This is a genomic window from Roseofilum sp. (assembly GCF_982964205.1).
The window spans coordinates 99509-120097 of record NZ_CEZBFX010000003.1; the positions used below are offsets into that span (position 1 = coordinate 99509).

The 20589-nt window shown below is 43.7% G+C and carries 15 protein-coding genes; 9 read left to right on the plus strand and 6 right to left on the minus strand.

All coding sequences use genetic code 11. The features are described 5' to 3' along the window. The first annotated feature begins 129 nt into the window (after positions 1-129). A complete protein-coding gene (locus AC3A14_RS01615; protein WP_318731751.1) occupies positions 130-843 on the plus strand; it encodes a class I SAM-dependent methyltransferase in 714 nt (237 codons plus the stop codon). 85 nt (positions 844-928) lie between these two features. On the opposite strand, the gene AC3A14_RS01620 is transcribed toward AC3A14_RS01615, so the two are convergent. Then, positions 929-1678, minus strand: a complete 750-nt coding sequence (locus AC3A14_RS01620) for a Uma2 family endonuclease (RefSeq protein ID WP_318698364.1) — start codon at positions 1676-1678, stop codon at positions 929-931. Positions 1679-1737: 59 nt separating this feature from the next. On the opposite strand from AC3A14_RS01620, the gene alaS reads away from it, so the two are divergent. Together alaS and AC3A14_RS01630 are read left to right on the plus strand one after the other, a co-directional pair. Beyond that, positions 1738-4374 (plus strand): alanine--tRNA ligase, encoded by a 2637-nt coding sequence (alaS, locus tag AC3A14_RS01625; protein ID WP_318731750.1) that lies wholly within the window; start codon positions 1738-1740, stop codon positions 4372-4374. A gap of 91 nt (positions 4375-4465) precedes the next feature. Next, the gene (locus tag AC3A14_RS01630; protein WP_318731749.1) at positions 4466-5056 is read left to right on the plus strand and encodes a Uma2 family endonuclease; all 591 of its coding nucleotides are present in this window, start codon (positions 4466-4468) and stop codon (positions 5054-5056) included. Positions 5057-5110: 54 nt separating this feature from the next. Here AC3A14_RS01630 and dndD read toward each other — a convergent pair whose 3' ends face one another. Both dndD and dndC read right to left on the minus strand, forming a co-directional pair. Then, a complete protein-coding gene (gene dndD / locus AC3A14_RS01635; protein WP_318731748.1) occupies positions 5111-7138 on the minus strand; it encodes a DNA sulfur modification protein DndD in 2028 nt (675 codons plus the stop codon). A gap of 51 nt (positions 7139-7189) precedes the next feature. After that, the gene (dndC, locus tag AC3A14_RS01640) at positions 7190-8830 is read right to left on the minus strand and encodes a DNA phosphorothioation system sulfurtransferase DndC (RefSeq protein WP_318731747.1); all 1641 of its coding nucleotides are present in this window, start codon (positions 8828-8830) and stop codon (positions 7190-7192) included. Positions 8831-8928: 98 nt separating this feature from the next. On the opposite strand from dndC, the gene AC3A14_RS01645 reads away from it, so the two are divergent. Next, positions 8929-10128: a DNA sulfur modification protein DndB gene (locus AC3A14_RS01645; protein ID WP_318731746.1), complete on the plus strand. Its 1200-nt coding sequence runs from the start codon at positions 8929-8931 to the stop codon at positions 10126-10128. Positions 10129-10385: 257 nt separating this feature from the next. Further along, entirely contained in the window at positions 10386-10820 is a 435-nt protein-coding gene (locus AC3A14_RS01650; RefSeq protein ID WP_318731745.1) for an NUDIX hydrolase, read from the plus strand. Here the strand turns inward: AC3A14_RS01650 and AC3A14_RS01655 are convergent. The 3 genes from AC3A14_RS01655 to AC3A14_RS01665 form a co-directional block, all read right to left on the minus strand. Further along, positions 10801-11457, minus strand: coding sequence for a hypothetical protein (locus AC3A14_RS01655; RefSeq protein ID WP_318731744.1), 657 nt, complete (start codon positions 11455-11457; stop codon positions 10801-10803). The genes AC3A14_RS01650 and AC3A14_RS01655 overlap by 20 nt on opposite strands. A gap of 102 nt (positions 11458-11559) precedes the next feature. Continuing rightward, positions 11560-11889, minus strand: a complete 330-nt coding sequence (locus AC3A14_RS01660; protein ID WP_318698356.1) for an MgPME-cyclase complex family protein — start codon at positions 11887-11889, stop codon at positions 11560-11562. 112 nt (positions 11890-12001) lie between these two features. Beyond that, positions 12002-12727 (minus strand): pyridoxine 5'-phosphate synthase, encoded by a 726-nt coding sequence (locus AC3A14_RS01665; protein ID WP_318698355.1) that lies wholly within the window; start codon positions 12725-12727, stop codon positions 12002-12004. 122 nt (positions 12728-12849) lie between these two features. Between AC3A14_RS01665 and AC3A14_RS01670 the strand changes: the two genes are divergently transcribed. The 4 genes from AC3A14_RS01670 to AC3A14_RS01685 all read left to right on the plus strand — a co-directional run bounded on the left by AC3A14_RS01670 (position 12850) and on the right by AC3A14_RS01685 (position 20229). Next, entirely contained in the window at positions 12850-13971 is a 1122-nt protein-coding gene (locus AC3A14_RS01670; RefSeq protein ID WP_487778899.1) for an RNA-guided endonuclease InsQ/TnpB family protein, read from the plus strand. A 183-nt stretch (positions 13972-14154) separates the two neighbouring features. Beyond that, positions 14155-15852, plus strand: coding sequence for an ATP-binding protein (locus AC3A14_RS01675; RefSeq protein WP_318698354.1), 1698 nt, complete (start codon positions 14155-14157; stop codon positions 15850-15852). Between the two features lie 93 nt (positions 15853-15945). Beyond that, entirely contained in the window at positions 15946-19104 is a 3159-nt protein-coding gene (locus AC3A14_RS01680; RefSeq protein ID WP_318731742.1) for a PAS domain S-box protein, read from the plus strand. A gap of 15 nt (positions 19105-19119) precedes the next feature. Continuing rightward, on the plus strand, positions 19120-20229 hold the full coding sequence (locus AC3A14_RS01685; protein ID WP_318731741.1) for a hybrid sensor histidine kinase/response regulator: 1110 nt from the start codon (positions 19120-19122) through the stop codon (positions 20227-20229). Positions 20230-20589 lie beyond the last annotated feature (360 nt).

A 20589-nucleotide genomic window follows, 5' to 3' on the forward strand; every position in this document is an offset into this window, starting at 1 on the left:
TGGGGTTATTCTTCCCCTTCCTCTCCATCTTTTTCTAATGCATCAAATTAGATAAAAGAATTCACTCCTGCTATACTAGAGAGGATCTATAATATTACAGCGCTTCGTGCTAAGGAATAGGGAATAGTTATGACCCAAGCACAAAATCAATTTGATGTCACCCAGTACTTTGATGAAAACTTTTCTGCTCAATACGATCGTAAAATTCACTCATTTTGTCCCAGTTATGATGCTTTACATCAAATGTTAATCCCTTGGTTGCAAGAATTACCAGAAAATGCTAATTTTCTTTCGGCAGGGGCTGGAACTGGGAAAGAAATCGTAAACCTCGGAAAAGTTTTTCCCAACTGGAGTTTTGTTGCTGTTGATGCTTCTTGCGATATGCTCAATGCTTGCCATCAGAGGATCAAAAATTTGGAGATGGAGAGTCGAGTCACATTGGTCAACAGCAAGGTGAATGACTATAAATTCCCCGGTGGATTTGATGGCGCATCATCTATCTTTGTTGCTCACTTCATTAGAGATAAGCAAGAAAAGTTAGCCTACTTCAGTTCACTTGCTAGGAATTTGAAGCCCGGGGCAATTCTAGCGATCGCCGATCTGTTTGGCGATCGAGAAACGCTTGAATTTCGTCGATTGCTGAATGCTTGGCTCATGTCTTACGCACGCCATGGTATCTCTGAAGAGCAATTGGATCGGGATCGAGAACATATAGAAAGAGATGTAGACTTTATCTCCGAGAGGGAATTATTTTCTCTTTTAAATCAGGCCGGCTTTATCAAGCCCCTAAAATTTTACCAAACCTATCTATTTGGCGGTTGGATCGCCACTCGAAGCAGTTGAATTAAAAAGGTAGGCGCGATCGCCTATTCAATTCTAACGTTGTTAGCAGATTGTCGATCGACAGAGCCACCCTACCCGCCTTGGGTTATCTGTCTTCAGACAAGTCTCGCAATTGTTCTCGATATTGGGCTAGCATGGCTTCCATTTGTTGGAGTTGTTCTTGCAATTCTTGGTTAGTTGCTTGCAATTCTTCCTTAGCTTTTCTTTCTTGTGCAGCACTCTCCCCAGGCGTTAGAACTAACTCACCTTCAGGCGTAAACCAACGGAGTTGTTGGCGATAAATTCCTAAATATAATCCTAACGGCTCACTCCACAACAAGCCTTGTTCGTTGGGTTGAATTTCTTCATATTTGCCATTGACTAAATGGAAGCCTTTGAATTCTAAACTTTCTGGGTTGGGGTCAAACCAGAAATAGTTGGGAGTGCCAAAGGTGTCTTGGTAAATTTTCTTTTTCTTTGTACGGTCGGTTTGGGCGGTACTTGGAGATAAAATTTCAACAATCGCATCGGGATACTTGCCCCCTTCTTGCCAGACGACCCAACTTTTTCGCGGTTTGCGCTCGGTGTTCATAGCGACGAAAAAATCCGGGCCGCGAACGCGGGGAACATTCTGTCCGGGAGGAGTGTAATAAATACTGAGGTTACCGGCAGCAAAGAAGTCTTGGCGAGATTGCCAATGCCACTCTAAACTGTTTAGCAGTACCATCAGTTGGGCTAAGTGGAGATAACTTTCCAATTCCGGTTCATCACTTTCTATTTCACCTGAAGGAAAGATAGCATCTTCTGTGATTTCGGGTACAGGGGTTGTTGGGTGCTGAGTTTCGATAATAGACATGGGCGATCGCGTGCCAGGTTTCTCTTAAAATAAAGATGTATTATAACTTGGAAACTGCTATGGCTCCATCTCTTCCATCCCTGACCGGTGCTGAAATTCGGCAAACCTTTCTCGATTTTTATCACCAGCGCTCTCACAAGATTTTACCGAGCGCGTCCCTCATTCCTGAAGACCCGACCGTATTATTGACGATCGCCGGAATGTTGCCGTTTAAGCCCATATTTTTGGGTCAGCGTGCGGCTGAAGTTCCCCGTGCTACCACGTCTCAGAAATGTATCCGCACCAATGATATTGAGAATGTGGGACGTACTGCCAGGCATCATACCTTTTTTGAGATGTTGGGCAACTTTAGCTTTGGGGATTATTTTAAGGAACAAGCGATCGCCTATGCTTGGGAACTCTCCACCAAGGTGTTTCAACTCCCCCCAGAGCGTTTAGTTGTCAGTGTATTCCGAGATGATGATGAAGCCTTTGCTATCTGGCGCGATCGAATTGGCATTCCCGCCTATCGCATTCAGCGCATGGGAGAAGAGGATAATTTCTGGAAATCTGGCCCCACTGGCCCCTGCGGCCCCTGTTCGGAAATTTACTATGATTTTCACCCAGAATTGGGAGATGAAACCTTAGATCTCGAAGATGATACCCGATTTATTGAATTCTATAACCTGGTTTTTATGCAATATAACCGGGATTCTGAAGGCAATTTAACGCCCCTGCAAAACCAAAATATTGATACGGGACTGGGGTTGGAGCGGATGGCGCAAATTCTCCAAGATGTGCCCAATAATTATGAGACAGATTTGATTTTTCCGATTATTGAAGCCGCAGCGAACTGTGCCGGAATTGAATATGACAAAAGTGATGAAAAAACGAAGGTTTCCCTGAAAGTGATTGGGGATCATGTGCGCGCTGTGGTACATTTGATTTCTGATGGCGTGAGTGCGTCCAATATTGGCCGGGGCTACATTCTGCGTCGGTTAATTCGTCGGGTAGTGCGTCACGGCCGGTTGTTGGGAATTACGGAATTATTTACGGAAAAAGTGGCTGAAGTGGCGATCTCCCTTTCCGAAGGAGCTTACCCCAATGTGCGGGAGCGGGAAACCCTGATTAAATCGCAATTACAGCAGGAAGAATCGCGCTTTTTAACCACCTTAGAACGGGGTGAAAAGCTGCTGCAAGAGATGATTGAAAAGGTCTTAAAGGCAGGACAAACGGAAATTTTGGGTAAAGATGCATTTAAGCTTTATGATACCTACGGTTTCCCCTTGGAATTAACCATGGAAATAGCTGAAGAACAAGGGTTGACCGTAAATCAGGAAGGGTTCAACTCATCGATGCAACTCCAAATAGAGACTTCTCAAGGGGCCCATGAAACCATTGATTTGATGGTGCAAGGGTCTTTGGATCGGTTGGCTGAACATATCCATCCGACTCAGTTTACGGGATATACGGAACGGTCGGGGATGGCGCAAATTCAGGCGCTTTTAGTAGACGGAAAGTCCGTGGAAATTGCTGAAGCGGGAATGTCAGTACAGATCGTCTTAGATAAAACTCCATTTTACGCAGAATCCGGGGGACAAGTGGGCGATCTCGGTTATTTGTCGGGATCGGATGTGTTAATTCGGATTGATGATGTGCAAAAAGAGTCGGATTTCTTTATCCATTTTGGCCGTATTGAACGGGGAATCGTAAGCCTGGGAGACTCAGTAACCGCGCAGATCGATCGCGCTTGTCGGATGCGGGCCCAAGCCAATCATACGGCGACCCATTTGTTACAAGCTGCCTTGAAGAAAATTGTCGATCCTGATATTGGTCAAGCCGGGTCTGCGGTCGGGTTTGACCGTCTGCGCTTTGATTTCAATTGTCCCCGCGCTCTCACGGCTCAAGAGTTAGAGCAAATTGAGGATTTGGTGAATACTTGGATTAGTGAAGCGCACGGGGCGGATGTACAAATTATGCCTTTCGATCGGGCGAAGGATAAGGGTGCAACAGCCATGTTTGGCGAGAAATATGGCGATACGGTGCGCGTGGTGGACTATCCAGGGGTGTCCATGGAGCTGTGCGGGGGAACCCACGTGCAGAACACGGCAGAAATTGGCTTGTTTAAGATTATCTCCGAAACTGGGATTTCTTCAGGAGTGCGCCGGATTGAGGCGGTTTCTGGGGCTGCGGTGCGGGAGTATCTGCAAGTGCGGGATGCGGTGGTTCGGGAATTGGGCGATCGCTTCAAAGCCAAACCCGAGGAGTTGGTGGAGCGGGTCAGTAGTCTGCAAACTGAGTTAAAAGCAACACAGAAGCAGTTAGAGCAAGTACAGGGAGAATTGGCGATCGCCAAATCGGATCAATTGCTTTCCCAAGCAGAATCTGTCGGTGAAGTACAGGTATTAGTTGCACAGCTTGATGTCGATCCCAATTCCCTCAAAACGGCTGCCGAACGGTTATTACAAAAGCTCGGTGAAGGCGCTGTCGTTTTAGGTTCCGTTCCCGAAGCCGATAAAGTCAGTTTAGTCGCTGCCTTCAGTAAATCCGTCAATCAAAAGGGCTTACAAGCCGGTAAATTTATCGGTCAAATTGCCAAAATTTGTGGCGGTGGAGGCGGTGGGCGACCCAATTTAGCCCAAGCCGGAGGGCGCGATCCCAGTCAGTTACCCACAGCTTTAGAAACAGCGAAAACCCAGTTAACCGAAGCCCTCTAATCTCTAGTTTATGTAGGGTGCGTTACGCTGTTGCTCACGTACCCTACTGCTTAAAAATTTATCCATTACCAGCGCGTAGCGTTATAGTGCCATGAACGAATTGATCGCCACTTCTAACCGAGAAACTCAATTACGTTGGACAAGTTCTGACCTGGATTTACTGCCTGATAATAGCAACCGCTATGAAATTATTGATGGAGAACTATTCGTGACTAGAGCGCCTCATAATAAGCATCAAGATACCTGTGGAAATCTTTACTATGAGTTGAAAACTTGGTCAAAAAGAACTGGGTTAGGGTATGCAGTTATGGGTGCGGGTGTATTGTTTAGCGAGGGGGATGATGTGATTCCGGATGTGATTTGGATGCAGAAGGAAACGTATACGTCCTTAGTGGATGAATCTGGACATTTCCGGGGCGCACCTGAACTGGCGATCGAGGTTTTATCGGCAGGTACAGAAAATGAAAGGCGCGATCGCCAAGTGAAGTTAAAACTCTATTCATCTAGGGGAGTTTTAGAATACTGGATTGCTAACTGGAGAGCTAAACAGATAGAGGTCTATCGCCGCAAGAATGGGATTTTGAAATTAGAATTAACTCTATTAATTGAGGATGTGTTAACCTCTCCTTTATTGCCTGAGTTTGCTTGTCCTTTGTCGGAAATTTTTACAGAAGAATATTAAGATTGATACAATCCGGATGGGTCTATTGTTCCCTCACCCCTGTCTCCCTATCCTTTACCAAAAATAACCGTCTTCGATGGTGGTTTGGCCGTCAGTGGGGTTGTATTTCAGTAGATATTCGCGACTAATGGCTTCTTGATAGCGTAGATTTTTGACTTCAGTTGGGGCAATTTCGGTATCAGTAGACAAGAGAATAACTTGATGGGAGGCGCTGGGAAAGTAGCGCTCGATCAGGTTTTGGCGGTGGGAGGAATCTAGGCGACCAAGTGGAGTATCAATAGCTACGGGAAGTTGGCGACCGGAGACTCTAGCCAGTCCCCAAAGAAAGGCGATCGCCAATAATTGCTTTTCTCCAGCAGATAGGCGGTGTTTGGGCAGGGGTTGCCCCTCGCAATCATACAAGGATAAGCTGTAATCTTCAGTACTAATCACGACGCGCTGAACGAGGTCAGATTTGTGAAGTAGGTAGCGGAAGCATTCAGTAACTTGGTTTTCAAGCTTATTGAGCTTTTTCAGGGTCAATTTTTCTCGATATTTTTCTAGTATCGTTTTCACCCTAGCAATGGAATTGATGATATGGGTCGCATTTTCCCGCTTCAGAAATTTATCGCTGTACTCTTTGAGTTTCTTTTTCGCTTCGTCGATGCTGCGCTCAAGCTCTCGCAGTTGCCGATGTTTGTATTCTAAATCAATTTCTAATTTGGTCTTTTTGTCGTTGGTTTGTTCTTTTTTATTCATTAATTCTTGGTAGCGTTCGGGAGAAGCAGCAACGGTGAGTTTGCGCTCGATATCCATCAGTTGCTGTTCTAATTTTTCTAGATATTTGGATTCCGCATTGGCTTTTTCCCGTTGCGTGGGAATATCGTAGATCATTAGTTTTTCTAGGGTTTCTAGCTCTTCGGGTGTGGCGTGCAACCAGGTGTTTTCGGGGGCTAGTATTTCTTGAGCTAAACTGTGGTAATCTTGCTGTAAAAAAGCTTCAATATCTGTGGTTTGGGAATCTGGAAGTTGCAGGGTATGCAGATAGTCGAGCAAACGGCGATCGCGCTCCTGAATGCGATCGCGGGAAATTTGTGCTTTCAGGGACTCCTGTTCCGCTTTTCCTTGAGCGATCGCCGGCTCGATCAGGTCTTCAATCAAGCTCAGGGGTAAGGAGCTGGCAGCTAAACTCACCAGTGCATCCCGAGTCTGTTGGATTTTGGCTTCCTCGCTCTTTTTCTGTAAGTCAAGCTGATGGCGTTCGGCGGCGATTTTCCCCCCTTCGGAAACAAAGGTATTTTCGGCTTCTTTAGCCTTTTTAACCGCCCGTTTGAGCATATGTTCTGTATTCTTAATTTCTTGGGCAATGCGCTCCTTGTCCCCATCATAACCCTTGAGCTGGCGGTCAATTTCCTCTAAATTACCCAATTCCTGCTTATCCGCGATCCGCTTTTGGTGACGACGGGATAAGATCTCTAAGTCGGTATCCAGGCGATCGGCTAATTCTAATCCCAATAAAGATTGAATGGCTTGCACAATTAACGGAGGAGGAGCATCAAGATCGGCCAATTCTTTCATCTGTTCGCCATCAAATAAAAACAGATTAGAAATGCCCAAAGGTAACAAGTTTTCGATATAATCATCCCAGGTGTCTCTGAGGGTATTTTCGGGAAATTCACCCTTACCATTCAGAATTCCCAGGGTATCTTTACTGTCTTGCCTTGTCCAATAGCGGATGATTCGCAGTTCAGTATAGAATTGAGAGTCAGGATCATCAGGGTTTAGAGTATCCGTTTTAGCAATTTTACTGCTATCGCCAGAAATAATCTGCACTAACAGTTCTAACCGAGTTTTTTCTCGATCTTCAATATGGCGGTTAACACATTGTTTCAGAAAATTACTGTAACTGAGATTTCCTCGTGTAGAACATTCGGCGCGATGTCCATAGAGAACTAAGCGAATGGCATCCATAAGGGTGGTTTTCCCTCCTCCATTCATTCCTCCTAACAGCAGTATAGGTTTACCATCGTTCGGACGCAGGTTGAGGACTTGTCTCCCCTTATAAGGGCCGAAGTTTTCTAAAACAAGTTCCAAGAAAATCATATCAATTAAAAATGATGGGGTTTTTAGCGTAATTAGAAACCGGGTTTCTGATTATAGGGATTCAGACGAGGAACTAAATTTGATGTCTCCCCAACCTAAACTGAGTTGTTGAGTTAGGGGTTCGGGTTCGGGTTGGTTGTCTGGATGGTTCGGATTAGCTTTTTCAGGATTTTTAATGAAGTATTCGACTTTCTGCGCGTCCCCTTCTAAAGCGGCGTTTTTGATAGCATGTTGAAGATAGGCATCTTTCAGGGCTTCATTTTGTTCGCGAGAACTCGATTTAAAGCACTTGCTCAAAGCATCATAAATACCGGAGCGACTGCCTTTGTTTTGATATTGGCGTTCGGTATTGAGCAGTCTCGCCAGTAGCTCAAATTCCATGGAGTCCTTATCAGTGACTTCTTCTAGAACGCTCCACTCGTCTATACCGAGCAGGGTACGATCGCCCTCTGGACGGCGATCGATAAATTCTTCTCCCGTAACTTCTTCATAAATTCGCGGTAAGCTATCCTCAAATTCATGTTTTTCTTCTAACCAAATGCGGCGAATTTCGCTCAATTCTTCCAGAGTTATCAATGTTATTTCTCCCATTTCTGGCGGTGCAGTTTTGCGAACTTTTACCTGTACTTCGAGCAGTCGTCTCAGTAAGTATTCGCGCCATTCTTTTTTATAGGGACCGGGAATGGGTTGAAGTTCTGTGTTTTTATCTGTTCCCTGTATTTTGCGTTCAAACAGTTCTACTTTTCCATAAATGCGCCGAAAATCTCGTCTGTCTCGATCATCTTTTAAGTCTAGTTCATTGCGAATATCTAAAAGGGGTTGCAGCCATTCCTTTTCTTCATCATTTTGGATCATCGCTTCCATTGATTTATCCTTATTTACCATCGTACAAACCCAGCAACCAAACCGAGAACTTCCACAACTCGGAGTTGAAGTATCGACGACTAGGGGGCATTCGTTATCGGCAGTTGCTCCCCGATACATAGAAAATAGATCTTTGTTGTTGATTCCCCAAGGATTTTCCCATTGCATGAGGTACATCCAAACTTCATCGGTTCGCCAATCTTCAATTGGGCTATATATTAAGGAATTAGGTAAGCAGGGATTAGGACTTAAGCGCTCACGCACTCTTTTAGCTTCATATTTTTCTATCCGTGTTGCACGTACAAAACTTTCCGCTTTACGAATTCCTAAAACAACAATCGTTTCACCATAAGTTCTAATCACGTCTCGGATAAAGAAGTTCACTGGCTGAATTTTCATTCTATCTGTACACCACCGAAAACCTGGGCGAGGCGCAGGATACCCTTTACCCAGCAAACAAACCCAAAAACTATCTTTGAAATTTGGATAAAGTAAGTGAGCCTCAATGGGCATTGCCTGCTCTTTTGCCGACTTTCTAAGATTTCTGATCGATTCTTTTACCCAAGCAGCAACAATAGGATTTTCAACTAAAGTATCTGTGGTGATGACATGAACTGTTTTAGTTCTGCGCTCTATCGGTAGTCTAGATAAGGCATTCCAGATAAGCTGTAAAATTACGGTTGAATCCTTACCACCACTGTATCCTATCACCCAAGGAATTTCATCTAGACAGTAAAGATCCTGAATTTCCTCAATGAGTTTCTCAATCGTAATGATAAACTCATCAACGGTACGCTGTGGCAAGAGTGAAGGCTGAGTTGCTGTCATGACAAAAAATCAGTATTTTGGGAGTTGGTAATGTGACTTTTTTTTGTTACCATATTAAAATATCAGTTAGTTACAAGTTTTTACTAGATTCTTACAATATGTCTACACATAGTGACTCAAACACCCAACAGCCATTAGCACTTGATGAAGTTTTAAGCCCCTACTTTGCTCAATACTACCAACATAGGTGCTATCCTGCCTTAATTTTTTATCAAGGAGGCCGGAAGATGTTACAAATCAATGTTCCTGCTTACGATCTATCGAATCTTTTACAAGCTAAACCTTCTACCAAGAATAATCCAGATTCTGGAAAAAATCGTCCAGTTTTACAGAAACATGCTGAAGAAATTAAAAAATATATTCTAGAAAGGGTTCGCAAAAATAGGCCATGGGTACTAGGAACAATCACAGCTAATGTTGATGGTTCCCAAATTAAGCTTATTGAATTAGGGCGAGGTATGGGTTTAGTCGTGATTCCCGGTAATGTGAAGTTAGACATTACTGATGGACAACATAGAATCCGTGCAATCGATGACTTAACAAGGAGTCCAGACATCCAAATCATTGGAAATCAATATTTTCCTATCACTTTGATTCTAGAATCAGACCTAAAACAATGTCAAACTGATTTTCGTGACATGGCATATACTAGACCTTTGGACAAATCCCTACTTGTATCATTTGGAGAATTTGAAGGGCGAATCGGTATAGCTAAAAAATTGATTGAAGTTGTCCCAATGTTTTTCAAGAAAACTGAGCAATCCGAAGTCACACCAGCCACACGAAAAGAATACAAGCTAATTTATAAGATTAATTATATTGTTCAATTTGTGAGTTGTGCTTTCAGTAATAATAATAAAGCAGAACTGAAAGATTATGATGTTGAAGCTTCATCTAATGTTTTGGTTAACTGTTGCAACGAATTTTTCCAAAATTGTAGTGACACGAAGTATATTTTTGAAACTGAGTTTGAAACTTTAACTTGGGAAGATGTGGTCAGATTCCAAAATCAGTGTATTTTGAGTATAAGTGCTGGCTTACAAATTTTAGGACATTTATTTTATCTGACGTATGATTCCCACCAAAATGTTTTGGATTCTCACAAAGTATGGAAACTTTCTCAACTAGATTGGTCAATAGGTAGTAACTTATGGGTAGACAATTTAGTTAGACCAAACCTAACTTCTAGAGATCCTAACAAACGATACAAAATTTTATCTGGCAGAAACAGTATGATACCAGCCGTGAACCGAGTTAAACAAGAATTAGGGTGGCTTGATACTTTTGAACCTTTCTAAACTCCTTCAATTCAATATAACTTCCCATGCCTTCAACTCACCCGTCAACATCGATTTCCAAACCGGTATTACCTCCGACATCACTCGCCAAAACTGTACCTTCTTTCCCCACTACCTCTTTAGTATTACACACTTTTTAAAAAACAATTCAAGTTTTAGAAAACATTGAAGATAAGGTTGCTTATCTTCTCGCTTGCGTCCCCATCTTCCCATTCCCCACCTAAACTGAGAGAGAACAGGACAATTGGGAGTTTATCATGGATACACAATCCACTCAGGTGGCTTTAGCGGTTCTGTATCGCGAAAATCGTTATCTGATGCAATTGCGCGATCGCATCCCAGGCATCCTATATCCAGGATTTTGGGGCTTGTTTGGCGGTCATTTAGAGCGGGATGAGTCCCCAGATGAAGGTATCCGACGGGAATTACTCGAAGAAATTGCCTATTGCCCCCCACACTTGGATAAGTTCGGCTGTGATAGAGATCCGGGGATTGTGCGCCATATTTATCATGGTGCGTTAACCGTGCCACTGGAAAAATTAATTTTGGGTGAAGGATGGGATATGGGGTTAATGACTCCTGAACAAGTGCGGGAAGGAGAGGCATTTTCAATCAAAGCCAATGAAGTTCGCCCCTTGGGAACCCCCCATCAACGCATTGTCCTGAGTGTAATTAACGCCGGTTTGGGGTAAGTTGTTGCACTTGGCGAGCATCAACCAGAATAGCTAAAAAACCGCGATCGCTTAACGACATTAAGGTAGCCGTAGCTTCTTCTTGATTGCTACTCTGGAGTGCCAGTAAATAAGAATTACCCTGGAAATTCACCCAAGGAATCGCCTTGTTCAGAAGGATTTGCAGTTGCTGAGGAGCATCCTGTCGATTGTTGGCATTGACTAATACTGCAAACCCCGAACCGAGGGGCGAGCCGGGGTTGCTTGGCAAGACGGGGGGATTGAATGGACGAGTCCCAATTTGACCTAGGGGGGGTGCAACCATAAAAGCGGGTAAGCCCGTATTCTCGTAAATATATTGGCTCCAACGCTCACTCACCTGGGCGTTGGCTAAGTTGCGGATTTGGGTAACAATTTCGTTATTATATTGGCAGATTTGGGCCGTTTGATTGGAGGGTAAGAGATAGTTCAGCAGCAGTTGTTGGCTAGAGGGGTTGGGTGTGCGCACGAAAACCATATATTCCCCTGGGTTTGGCGGAGGACAGGAAAAGCGGTTAGTTTGACTCCAGGCAGGAATAGAAGAGAGGAAAAACGTCGATAATCCGGCGATCGCACTCACAAATTGAGTCAGACTAGAGGAGTTAGGGTAAAAAGGCATAAGATGTAGAATAGAGTCTTTGAGTGGGCAATCTTACCCTTGAGCTATCTTTGCCTACTGCCTAACCCGTTTAGTCTGAACAGGTTATCCGTCTTAGGAAACTTAAGACGAGGCAACAAGGGAAGCTTTGGGGTCAGGAATAGCATCTGATGGGGCTTCAAATTCACCCGTCAGCACATATTCTAAGCGAAGTTTGAGCCAAGTGATAAGTTGAGGATCTGTTGAGATAATCGCGGCTGCCGGTTGGGGGCATTTGGCTTTAGCCCCTGCAAGTTCAGGTGCTTCCAGAAATGCCGGTTGAGCAATTAACCAAAAGTCAATATCTTTTTCTTTCTCTTTGTAGTTACGGGTTCTTTCCCGAAAGACTTCTTCGAGAGGTTCGTCTTCCATGAGGAATTTCTTGCTGGCGAGGACGTAGTGATAAGTGGTCATAGGGTTTGGTTTGGATGAACACAGAGTGTTATTTTACCGGTAAATGGTTATTGGGAAAAGGCAATGGGTAATGGGCCATGGGCAGTAATTTCCGTGTCCTTGCCCCCCATTCCTAAGGTGTGGTGCCGAGGATAGCGTGTTTCATCTCTCGAACCGCTCGTTCTAGGCCGACTAGGACAGCCCGGCTGATAATAGTATGGCCGATGTTGAGTTCTTCCATGCCAGGAATACAGGCAACGGGGTAAACGTTCCAATAAGTGAGACCATGGCCAGCGTTTACTCGTAATCCTAGGGTACAAGCTCTATCACAGCTTTGGGTGAGCAAATCCAGTTGTTCTTGTTGTTCATGCTCTTGGTGCGCTTCGGCGTAGGTTCCGGTATGGAGTTCAATAAATTTGGCTTTGATGTCCGCTGAGGCTTTGATCTGGTCAAGGTTCGGATCAATGAAGAGGCTCACCGGTATGCCCGCATTTTGCAAGGTTTGTACCACATCGGCAAGACGCTTTCCTCCAGCGATAACGTCTAAACCGCCTTCTGTGGTCACTTCTTCTCGACGTTCCGGAACCAGCGTGATATAGTCAGGTTGGATTTCTAAGGCGATCGCCACCATTTCCTCCGTAGCCGCCATTTCTAAGTTCAGATGAGTCCGCACTGTCTGGCGCAATAATTGTACATCTCGGTCTTGAATGTGGCGACGGTCTTCCCGAAGATGCACCGTAATCCCATCTGCTCCACCAAGTTCTGCGAGTACTGCTGCTGCAACCGGATTGGGTTCTACGGTTTTGCGAGCCTGGCGGATAGTAGCAATATGATCGATATTTACACCTAGGGTGGGCAAAGATCTATCTCCTATGGGTTAATCTCATGGGTTTTCTATGGATTATTTTACCAGAAAAATTGGGTTTAAAGCCCCGCCCTTCCAGGGCGGCTTTTTCGGCACTCTGGTGTTATAATCCTATCATGAGAACCCTAAAGTTTAAGCTATACCAACATAAACGAAATAGATACCTGAAGCGACAAATCAATGGGGCTGGGGTCATCTATAATCATTGCGTAGCACTTCATAAGCGCTACTACCGCTTGTGGGGTAAATACTTAAACTGTGCCCAACTGCAAAAGCATATTGCTAAGTTAAGAAAGTGTAATCGTTTTTGGCAGTTAGTTGGCTCTCAGGCGGTTCAAGACATTTGCCAGCGCATAGATAAAGCTTATAAGCTATTCTTCAAACATCAGGGGAAAGGTTTTAGACCGCCGGGTTTTAAGAAGGTTAAAAAATACAAGTCCTTCACCTTAAAACAGGCAGGTTATAAATTCCTAGGTGGCAACCGGGTAAAAATAGGCTCTAAAGTCTATCAGTTTTGGCAGAGCCGGGAAATAGAAGGCAAGATTAAGACTCTAACAGTAAAGCGGACACCATTAGGTGAACTGTTTATAACTGTTGTAGTCGATAGCTCAGAAAAACTTATCACTCCTAAGTCTGGTAAAACAGCAGGGTTTGATTTTGGCTTGAAAGATTTCCTCACTTGCTCAGAAGGATTCAAGATTAAATCTCCTTTGTTCCTGAAGCAGTCCATCCAGGAGGTTCGTGAAGCGTCTAGAGCTTTATCGAGCCAGAAAAAAGGCTCTAAGAATTGGCACAAGGCAAGGCTCAATCTGGCTCGCAAACATGAAGCCATTGTTAATCGTAGGCGTGATTGGCACTGGAAATTAGCTCATGAATTAACAGATCGCTTTGATGTTTTGTACTTTGAGACCCTCAACTTGAAAGGAATGCAACGACTTTGGGGTAGAAAGATTAATGATTTAGCCTTGACTGAATTCCTTTCCCTTCTTGAATGTGTAGCTGCCAAAAAATCTAAGCGTGTGGTTTATATCGATCGATGGTTTCCCAGTTCTAAGACTTGCTCTGAATGTGGCCATGTACTCAATGAACTGAAGTTAAAAGAGCGTCAATGGTCTTGTCCTTCATGTTCAACTAAGCATGATAGAGACTTAAATGCGGCTAGAAATATAAAATCAGTTGGGGCATCAACTGATTCGTTAGGCGATGTCAGACAGTCCCAGACTGCTATTGCTGTTTGACCGGAGAATCCCCACGCCTTTAGGCGTGGGGAGTATGTCAATCTAATTTGGTGAAATGAAACTTGAATCAAAAACGAGTAATCTCCCAGACATCCTTCAATAGATCCTAATTTTTAAAGCTCCATCGAGTCTGTGGTTTGCTCCGCCGATCCCCCATCACAGCACAAAGCGCTGTAATTGCTCATGACTCCTCTCGGTTCTGTTGTTCAAGGTTCCCTTTCTAAAGGATTAGAAGTGCGCTTGCATCCCGATGTATCGGTTGAAGAAATGCGGGTGGGCAAGTTTTTGGTGATTCAGGGGAGGCGATCGCGGTTTTTCTGTCTCTTGACTGATGTAACCTTGGGAACGGCAAGTCCGCGCATCTTAGCCAATCCCCCCGATCCGAATAACTTCTTTTTGCAAGAAGTGTTAGCTGGCAGTAGTACCTACGGAACCCTAGAAGTTACTCCCATGCTGATGATTACCCCAGAAGAACAGACCATTGCTCCATCGCGTTCTGATTCTCAATCCAATTTAGCCTCATTTTCTGCCCAAACTTCTGTTGATTTTACGCTCAAACCGGTTAAAACCATTCCCAGTCACTTTAGCCAAGTGTATGAAGCGCAAGAACTAGACTTCCGCACAGTATTTGGTTGGGAAGATGACCCCCAGCGTCATAATTTTTCTATTGGTCAACCGGTAGATATGGAGGTTCCAATTTGCATTGACTTAGACCGATTTGTAGAGAGAAGTAACGGTATTTTTGGTAAATCAGGAACTGGGAAATCCTTTTTGGCTCGTTTATTACTGTCTGGCATTATTAAACAGCGAGTTGGAGTTAACTTAATCTTTGATATGCATTCTGAATATGGTTGGGAAGCCGTTTGTGAAGGCAAAACAGTTAATACCGCGAAAGGCTTAAGACAACTGTTTCCGTCCCAAGTGCAGGTGTATACCCTCGATCCAGAATCAGCCAAACGCAGAGGCATTCGAGATGCCCAAGAATTATATTTAAGTTTTGAGCAAATTGAAGTTGAAGATCTGGCTTTAGTGCAACAGGAATTAAACCTATCTGAAGCGAGTTTAGATAGTGCCCTCTTGCTCAAAACTCAATTGGGACGCAATTGGATCTTACAGCTTTTGAACATGAGTAATGAACAGATCCAAGACTTTTGTCTTGATAATAATGGGAGCAAGTCCTCGGTTACGGCGCTGCAACGGAAACTCAATCGCCTCACCCAACTCAAATATTTAAGGGGAGCCAGTCGCCAAAATCCGTTTGGGCAAATTCTAGATACGTTAGCTGCGGGTAAGCATGTGGTGATTGAATTTGGTTCCCAAGCGAATTTACTCTCCTATATGTTAGCGACGAATATGATTACCCGCCGAATTCACCAATCCTATGTGAAGAAAGCCGAACATTTTTTACAGACGAAGAAATCGAGCGATCGCCCCCTGCCCCTCGTGATCACCATTGAAGAAGCTCACCGGTTCCTCGATCCGAGCATCAGTAGCCAAACCATTTTTGGCACGATCGCCAGAGAAATGCGCAAATACTTCGTTACCCTCCTCGTCGTCGATCAACGTCCCTCTGGAATCGATAAGGAAGTGATGTCCCAAATGGGAACCCGTGTAACCGCTTTATTGAATGATGATAAAGATATTGAAGCTATTTTTACCGGTGTTTCTGGAGCCGGAAACTTGCGATCGGTTCTCTCGAAACTCGATTCTAAGCAGCAGGCTCTAATTCTAGGTCATGCTGTTCCCATGCCGGTGGTCGTCCAAACTCGTCCCTACGATCAACAATTCTATACCGAAGTCGGTGAAACCGCTTGGGAAGATATCCCCGATGAAGATATTTTTGCCGCAGAAGAAGCAGCAATGAGCGATTTAGGGTTTTAGTCCTTACACCAAAATTTGCACTTTTATAGCACAATAACAATGGGATCAACGGGAGCATAACCCATCAATGGGGCTTGAGATAGTCAATCAAGAATGTCGAGGTCACAACACGATTGGATAGAGGGTTATACCATCTTCCTTCAGGAGTATCTACAAGAGGGGCGATTATCTCCTGAAATTGGAGACTGGATACAGGAGGCGATCGCCGCCCAAATTCCCCTATCCACCCTATTTCAGTGGCATCATCACAGTTTATCCCAGTTTTTACAACAGGATCTCAACCCCGAACATTGGCCGCCCTTACTCGAACAAGCCGCAACATTTCAAAGCCACAATTTAAGTCTTTACAACCTAAAGAAAAGTGTAAACCATCTGGTTGCTGGGCCAGTCTTAGGCCAAGAAAGTGCCAATATTCCCAGTAAAGAACAAGCACTTAAGCTCAGAGAACGTATGGAGTTTGAGCATTTAATCAGTAGCATGTGTACCCAGTTTATGTGGTTAGACTTCCGAGAACTCGATCGGGAAATAGAAACTGCTATTGGTCGTTTAGCTCAACATTACCAGTGCGATCTCGCCTATCTGTTTCAATTGGGGGACGATCGCCAGATAGCCCAACTCCGGTATCAGTGGTACGATCCTCAGATTAGTCCCTTACCCCCCCTCTGGCATCAAATTCCCGTAGAATTTACCCCTTGGTGGATGAAACACCTGAACGAACACCAAGCCATTCCTATCCATTCTTTACAGGATTTTCCGCCAGAAGCCAAAGCCGAACACGCGATCGCCTCCGCGATCCAAGCTCAATCTTTACTACTACTTCCCCTGATCGATAGCGATAAATTAATAGGATATCTAGGATTTTCCACCATTCGGCAGCCTAAAATCTGGGAAAAAGATTGCATTAAACACCTCAAATGGGCCAGTGAATTACTGACTTGTACCTTAAAGCGAAAACAGGTAGAACTCACCTTAGAACATCTCCATGAACAAATGGAATTATCGATTGAGCAGCGCACCCAAGAACTGCAAGACATTAACTCTCAACTTCAAGCGGAAATTCGAGAACGCCATCAGATTGAAAACGCCCTACGCCAAAGTGAAGTGCGATTTCGTCATATCTTTGAAGACTCTCCCCTAGGAATTGCCATTCTCAATCCTGAGTATGGCTTAGAACGAGTTAATCTATCCTTGTGCCGGATGTTAGGCTATTCTGTCTTAGAGTTGCAATCCGTCAACTTAGTCGATTTACTCCATCCTAACGATCGAGACTTAACTCAGACTCTCCTCAACCGGTTGATGAAGGGTGAAATTCCGTCTTTTCAGGTCAAGCAACGTTGTATTCATCAGAGTCAGGAATTTTTGTGGGTCAAAGTCATTGCTTCAGTCATTTCCACCTCTGACTCGTTGATACAACCGTCCCAGGTCAGTCCTACCTATGGAATTCTCATTGTTGAAAATATCACTGAGCGAAAACAGGCCGATGAAACCCTAAAGTTAATTCAATTTACCCTTAATCGGGTGATGGATTCTGTCTTGCTTATTGATGCTCACGGTCAACTCATTTATGTCAACGATCGCGCCTGTCAAACTTTAGATTACCGCCGCGATCAATTATTACGGATGAATATCGGGGAAATTTATCTTTCTTGCCGCACGTCTCCTTGGACGGAGTTTTGGACTCAGGTAAAATCCTCCGGATTTATGCGTGTTGATTCCGTCTATCAGAGCCAATCTGGTGTAGAGATTCCTGTAGAAATTAATTTCAATTTTTTTCAGTATCAAGGATTAGAGTATAGCTGTGCGATCGCCCGAGATTTGCGCGATCGCCAAAAAGCAGAAGCGGCTCTAGAGAAAAGTCAACAACTGCTGGCTGCATCCCAGAAGGCGGCTGGGTTAGGGAGTTGGGAGTTTGATCTGCTCACCCAAGAAATTTTTTGGTCGGATGAAGTGTTCCGCATTTTTGGCCAAGATCCCACTATGGAGAGACCTCCAACCTATTCTCAACATATTCAACAATATCACCCTCACGATCGGGCCCAATTTCAACAGGTCATTCAACAGGCAATTTCTGAGGGAATAGAATACGATTTCGAGTTACGCATTCTTCGGTCTTCGGGTGACGTTCGTACGGTTTGGGCCCAAGGACAACCTATTTTTAATGATCGCGCAGAAGTAATTAAACTCTTTGGACTTATTCAAGATATTACGGCTCGGAAACAGGTGGAATTAGCCCTGAAAGACAACGAAATGCGCTACCGTACCCTAGTCTCTCACATTCCAGGAATTATTTATCGCTGTTTACCCAATCAAGATTGGACAGTAGAATTTATCAATGATGCCATTGAAGATATCATCAGTTATAGCGCGGATGACATGATGTCTCGGATGGTACCGGGATTAGCTATCTTGCTCCATCCTGAAGATTTACCTTGGGTACAAGAGCAGGTTAAGTTAGCTCTAGCCCAACACGCTCCCTTTGAGCTAGAGTATCGAATGATAGCCCGTGATGGTACGATTCATTGGGTTTATGAGAAGGGTAAAGGAGTGTGGAATGAGCAAGAGGAGCTAGTTTATCTCGATGGTGCCATCTTTGATGTGAGCGATCGCAAACAAGCTGAAGCACAACTCAAAGCGTCCTTAGCGGAAAAAGAAGTTTTGCTCCGGGAAATCCACCACCGAGTCAAAAATAATCTTAATATCATCTATAGTTTACTCGACATGCAATCTCGGCAAGTCAGCGATCCAGGTCTGAATGATTTATTACTCGATAGCCAAAAACGCCTCAAAACCATGGCTTTAATTCATGAGAAGCTCTATTGCTCGAAGAGTATCTCTCGCATTGATTTTGCTGAATACATCCATAGTTTGGTTCTCAGTATTTCCGCCTCCTATCGGATGCAATCAAATCAGATTAACTTAGAAATTGAAGCCGATCCCGTAGAACTAACTATAGAAACCGCCATTCCAACCGGTTTAATCATCAATGAATTAGTCACCAATGCCTTAAAACATGCCTTTCCAGGCGATCGAGAGGGAACCGTGTGGATTAAATTCCGTGAAATTAACCATGGACAACTGGATTTAAAGATCATTGATAATGGGATAGGACTATCCTCTGGGGTGAGTGGGCAACAATCCCCTTCCCTTGGAATGCGTTTAGTGTCTATTCTAGCCGATCAGTTAGATGCCGATCTTGAAGTGCAGAATAATAATGGAACAGGTTTTCACTTCAGATTTGAACAATGTTCTTAATCAGGGTATTGAAATATGAATAATTTTGCCAAGATTTTGATTGTTGAAGATGAGTTGATAGCGGCTCATAACTTAGCAGATAATCTTCAAGAATTAGGCTATGAAGTATCTGGCGTGGTTAAGACTGGAGAAGCGGCAATCAATCAGGTAATGAAAAATCCTCCAAGCTTGATTTTGATGGATATTAAGCTCCAAGGAAATATGAGTGGGATTGATGCGGCCCGTGCCCTACAAGATTATGATATCCCCATTATTTATTTAACCGCTTTTAGTGATGCTAAAACATTGGAAGATGCTACAGAAACTTTAACCTATGGATACCTGAATAAACCGGCTAAGTTAGAGGATATAAAATCAGCGATCGCTCTCTCTATCGCTAAACACAAAAAAGATCGAAACATTAAAATCCTTTGGCATGAAGAGAAAAAACTCAATGAGTTAAAATCTCATTTTGTATCCATGATTTCCCATGATTTGCGTGCCCCTTTAACTCATATCTTGGTTTCCCTTGAAATTCTTAGACAATATGGGGATGATTTGAACTTATCTCAAAAAAATAAGCAGTTCGATCGGATGCAAGTTGCCATTAAAAATATGACGTTGCAACTTGAAGAAATGCTAACGATTGATCAAGTTGAGTCTGGCAAGTTACCCTTAAATCCTACATCTATTGATATCGTTGAGTTGTGCAGAGAAAGATTGGATTACTTTGAGATCATGGCCGATCAAAAATGCTCCTTAGTATTTGAGTGCAATCGAGAATCTTTTTATCTTTATCTTGATGAAGATATTCTGGGGCATATTCTCAATAATTTATTGTCCAATGCGATTAAATATTCACCAGAAGGGGGGACAGTATGTATAACCTTAACCCCTCAACCCCATGCAATGCTGTTAGAAGTGAGCGATCAGGGTATTGGTATTCCGACGGAAGATCTGGAGAATCTTTACAGTCCTTTTGAACGAGCCAGTAATGTAGGTAAAATTAAGGGGACTGGTATTGGCTTGTATATTGTTAAACAAGCTATAGAATGTCACCAGGGCACGATTGAAGTTTCTAGTCAAGTGGGAGTGGGTACAACCTTTCGGATTAGGTTACCTTCTCTGATGAATCATTTTCATTAGAGCGACAGCCAATACAGTTAATAATGAATCATGATCATGCCCCTGGAGTTTGTTACCCTAAAGGGGTTGATTTAATCAACAAGTTACGATATACTACAAATGAAGTTGACTAAAGCTTGAGAGCTTTTCTAGTGGGGTTTCAGGAACTCAATGGGCAAAAATTCGTCGTCTCAACCCATGGCCAAAGGTTCGGCAATCTCCATGATGAACCGAACTGACATATCGGGAGAAAATATTCAATCCTAGATCTTAGAGACGGAAAAGGAGAGGAGATGACTTTCTTAAAACAAAGTTAAGTAAAAAAACTCAGTCTAATTGGGTGAAGAAAATTCACCTGAAAGGAGGAGGTATAACACCAGA

Coding starts and splice junctions, on each gene's coding strand:
- AC3A14_RS01655 (WP_318731744.1), bottom strand. CDS start 11,457: ATGCCTTTTTACCCTAACTCCTCTAGTCTGACTCAATTTGTGAGTGCG.
- AC3A14_RS01630 (WP_318731749.1), top strand. CDS start 4,466: ATGAACGAATTGATCGCCACTTCTAACCGAGAAACTCAATTACGTTGG.
- AC3A14_RS01645 (WP_318731746.1), top strand. CDS start 8,929: ATGTCTACACATAGTGACTCAAACACCCAACAGCCATTAGCACTTGAT.
- AC3A14_RS01660 (WP_318698356.1), bottom strand. CDS start 11,889: ATGACCACTTATCACTACGTCCTCGCCAGCAAGAAATTCCTCATGGAA.
- AC3A14_RS01650 (WP_318731745.1), top strand. CDS start 10,386: ATGGATACACAATCCACTCAGGTGGCTTTAGCGGTTCTGTATCGCGAA.
- dndD (WP_318731748.1), bottom strand. CDS start 7,138: ATGATTTTCTTGGAACTTGTTTTAGAAAACTTCGGCCCTTATAAGGGG.
- AC3A14_RS01680 (WP_318731742.1), top strand. CDS start 15,946: ATGTCGAGGTCACAACACGATTGGATAGAGGGTTATACCATCTTCCTT.
- AC3A14_RS01620 (WP_318698364.1), bottom strand. CDS start 1,678: ATGTCTATTATCGAAACTCAGCACCCAACAACCCCTGTACCCGAAATC.
- AC3A14_RS01615 (WP_318731751.1), top strand. CDS start 130: ATGACCCAAGCACAAAATCAATTTGATGTCACCCAGTACTTTGATGAA.
- dndC (WP_318731747.1), bottom strand. CDS start 8,830: ATGACAGCAACTCAGCCTTCACTCTTGCCACAGCGTACCGTTGATGAG.
- alaS (WP_318731750.1), top strand. CDS start 1,738: ATGGCTCCATCTCTTCCATCCCTGACCGGTGCTGAAATTCGGCAAACC.
- AC3A14_RS01670 (WP_487778899.1), top strand. CDS start 12,850: ATGAGAACCCTAAAGTTTAAGCTATACCAACATAAACGAAATAGATAC.
- AC3A14_RS01685 (WP_318731741.1), top strand. CDS start 19,120: ATGAATAATTTTGCCAAGATTTTGATTGTTGAAGATGAGTTGATAGCG.
- AC3A14_RS01675 (WP_318698354.1), top strand. CDS start 14,155: ATGACTCCTCTCGGTTCTGTTGTTCAAGGTTCCCTTTCTAAAGGATTA.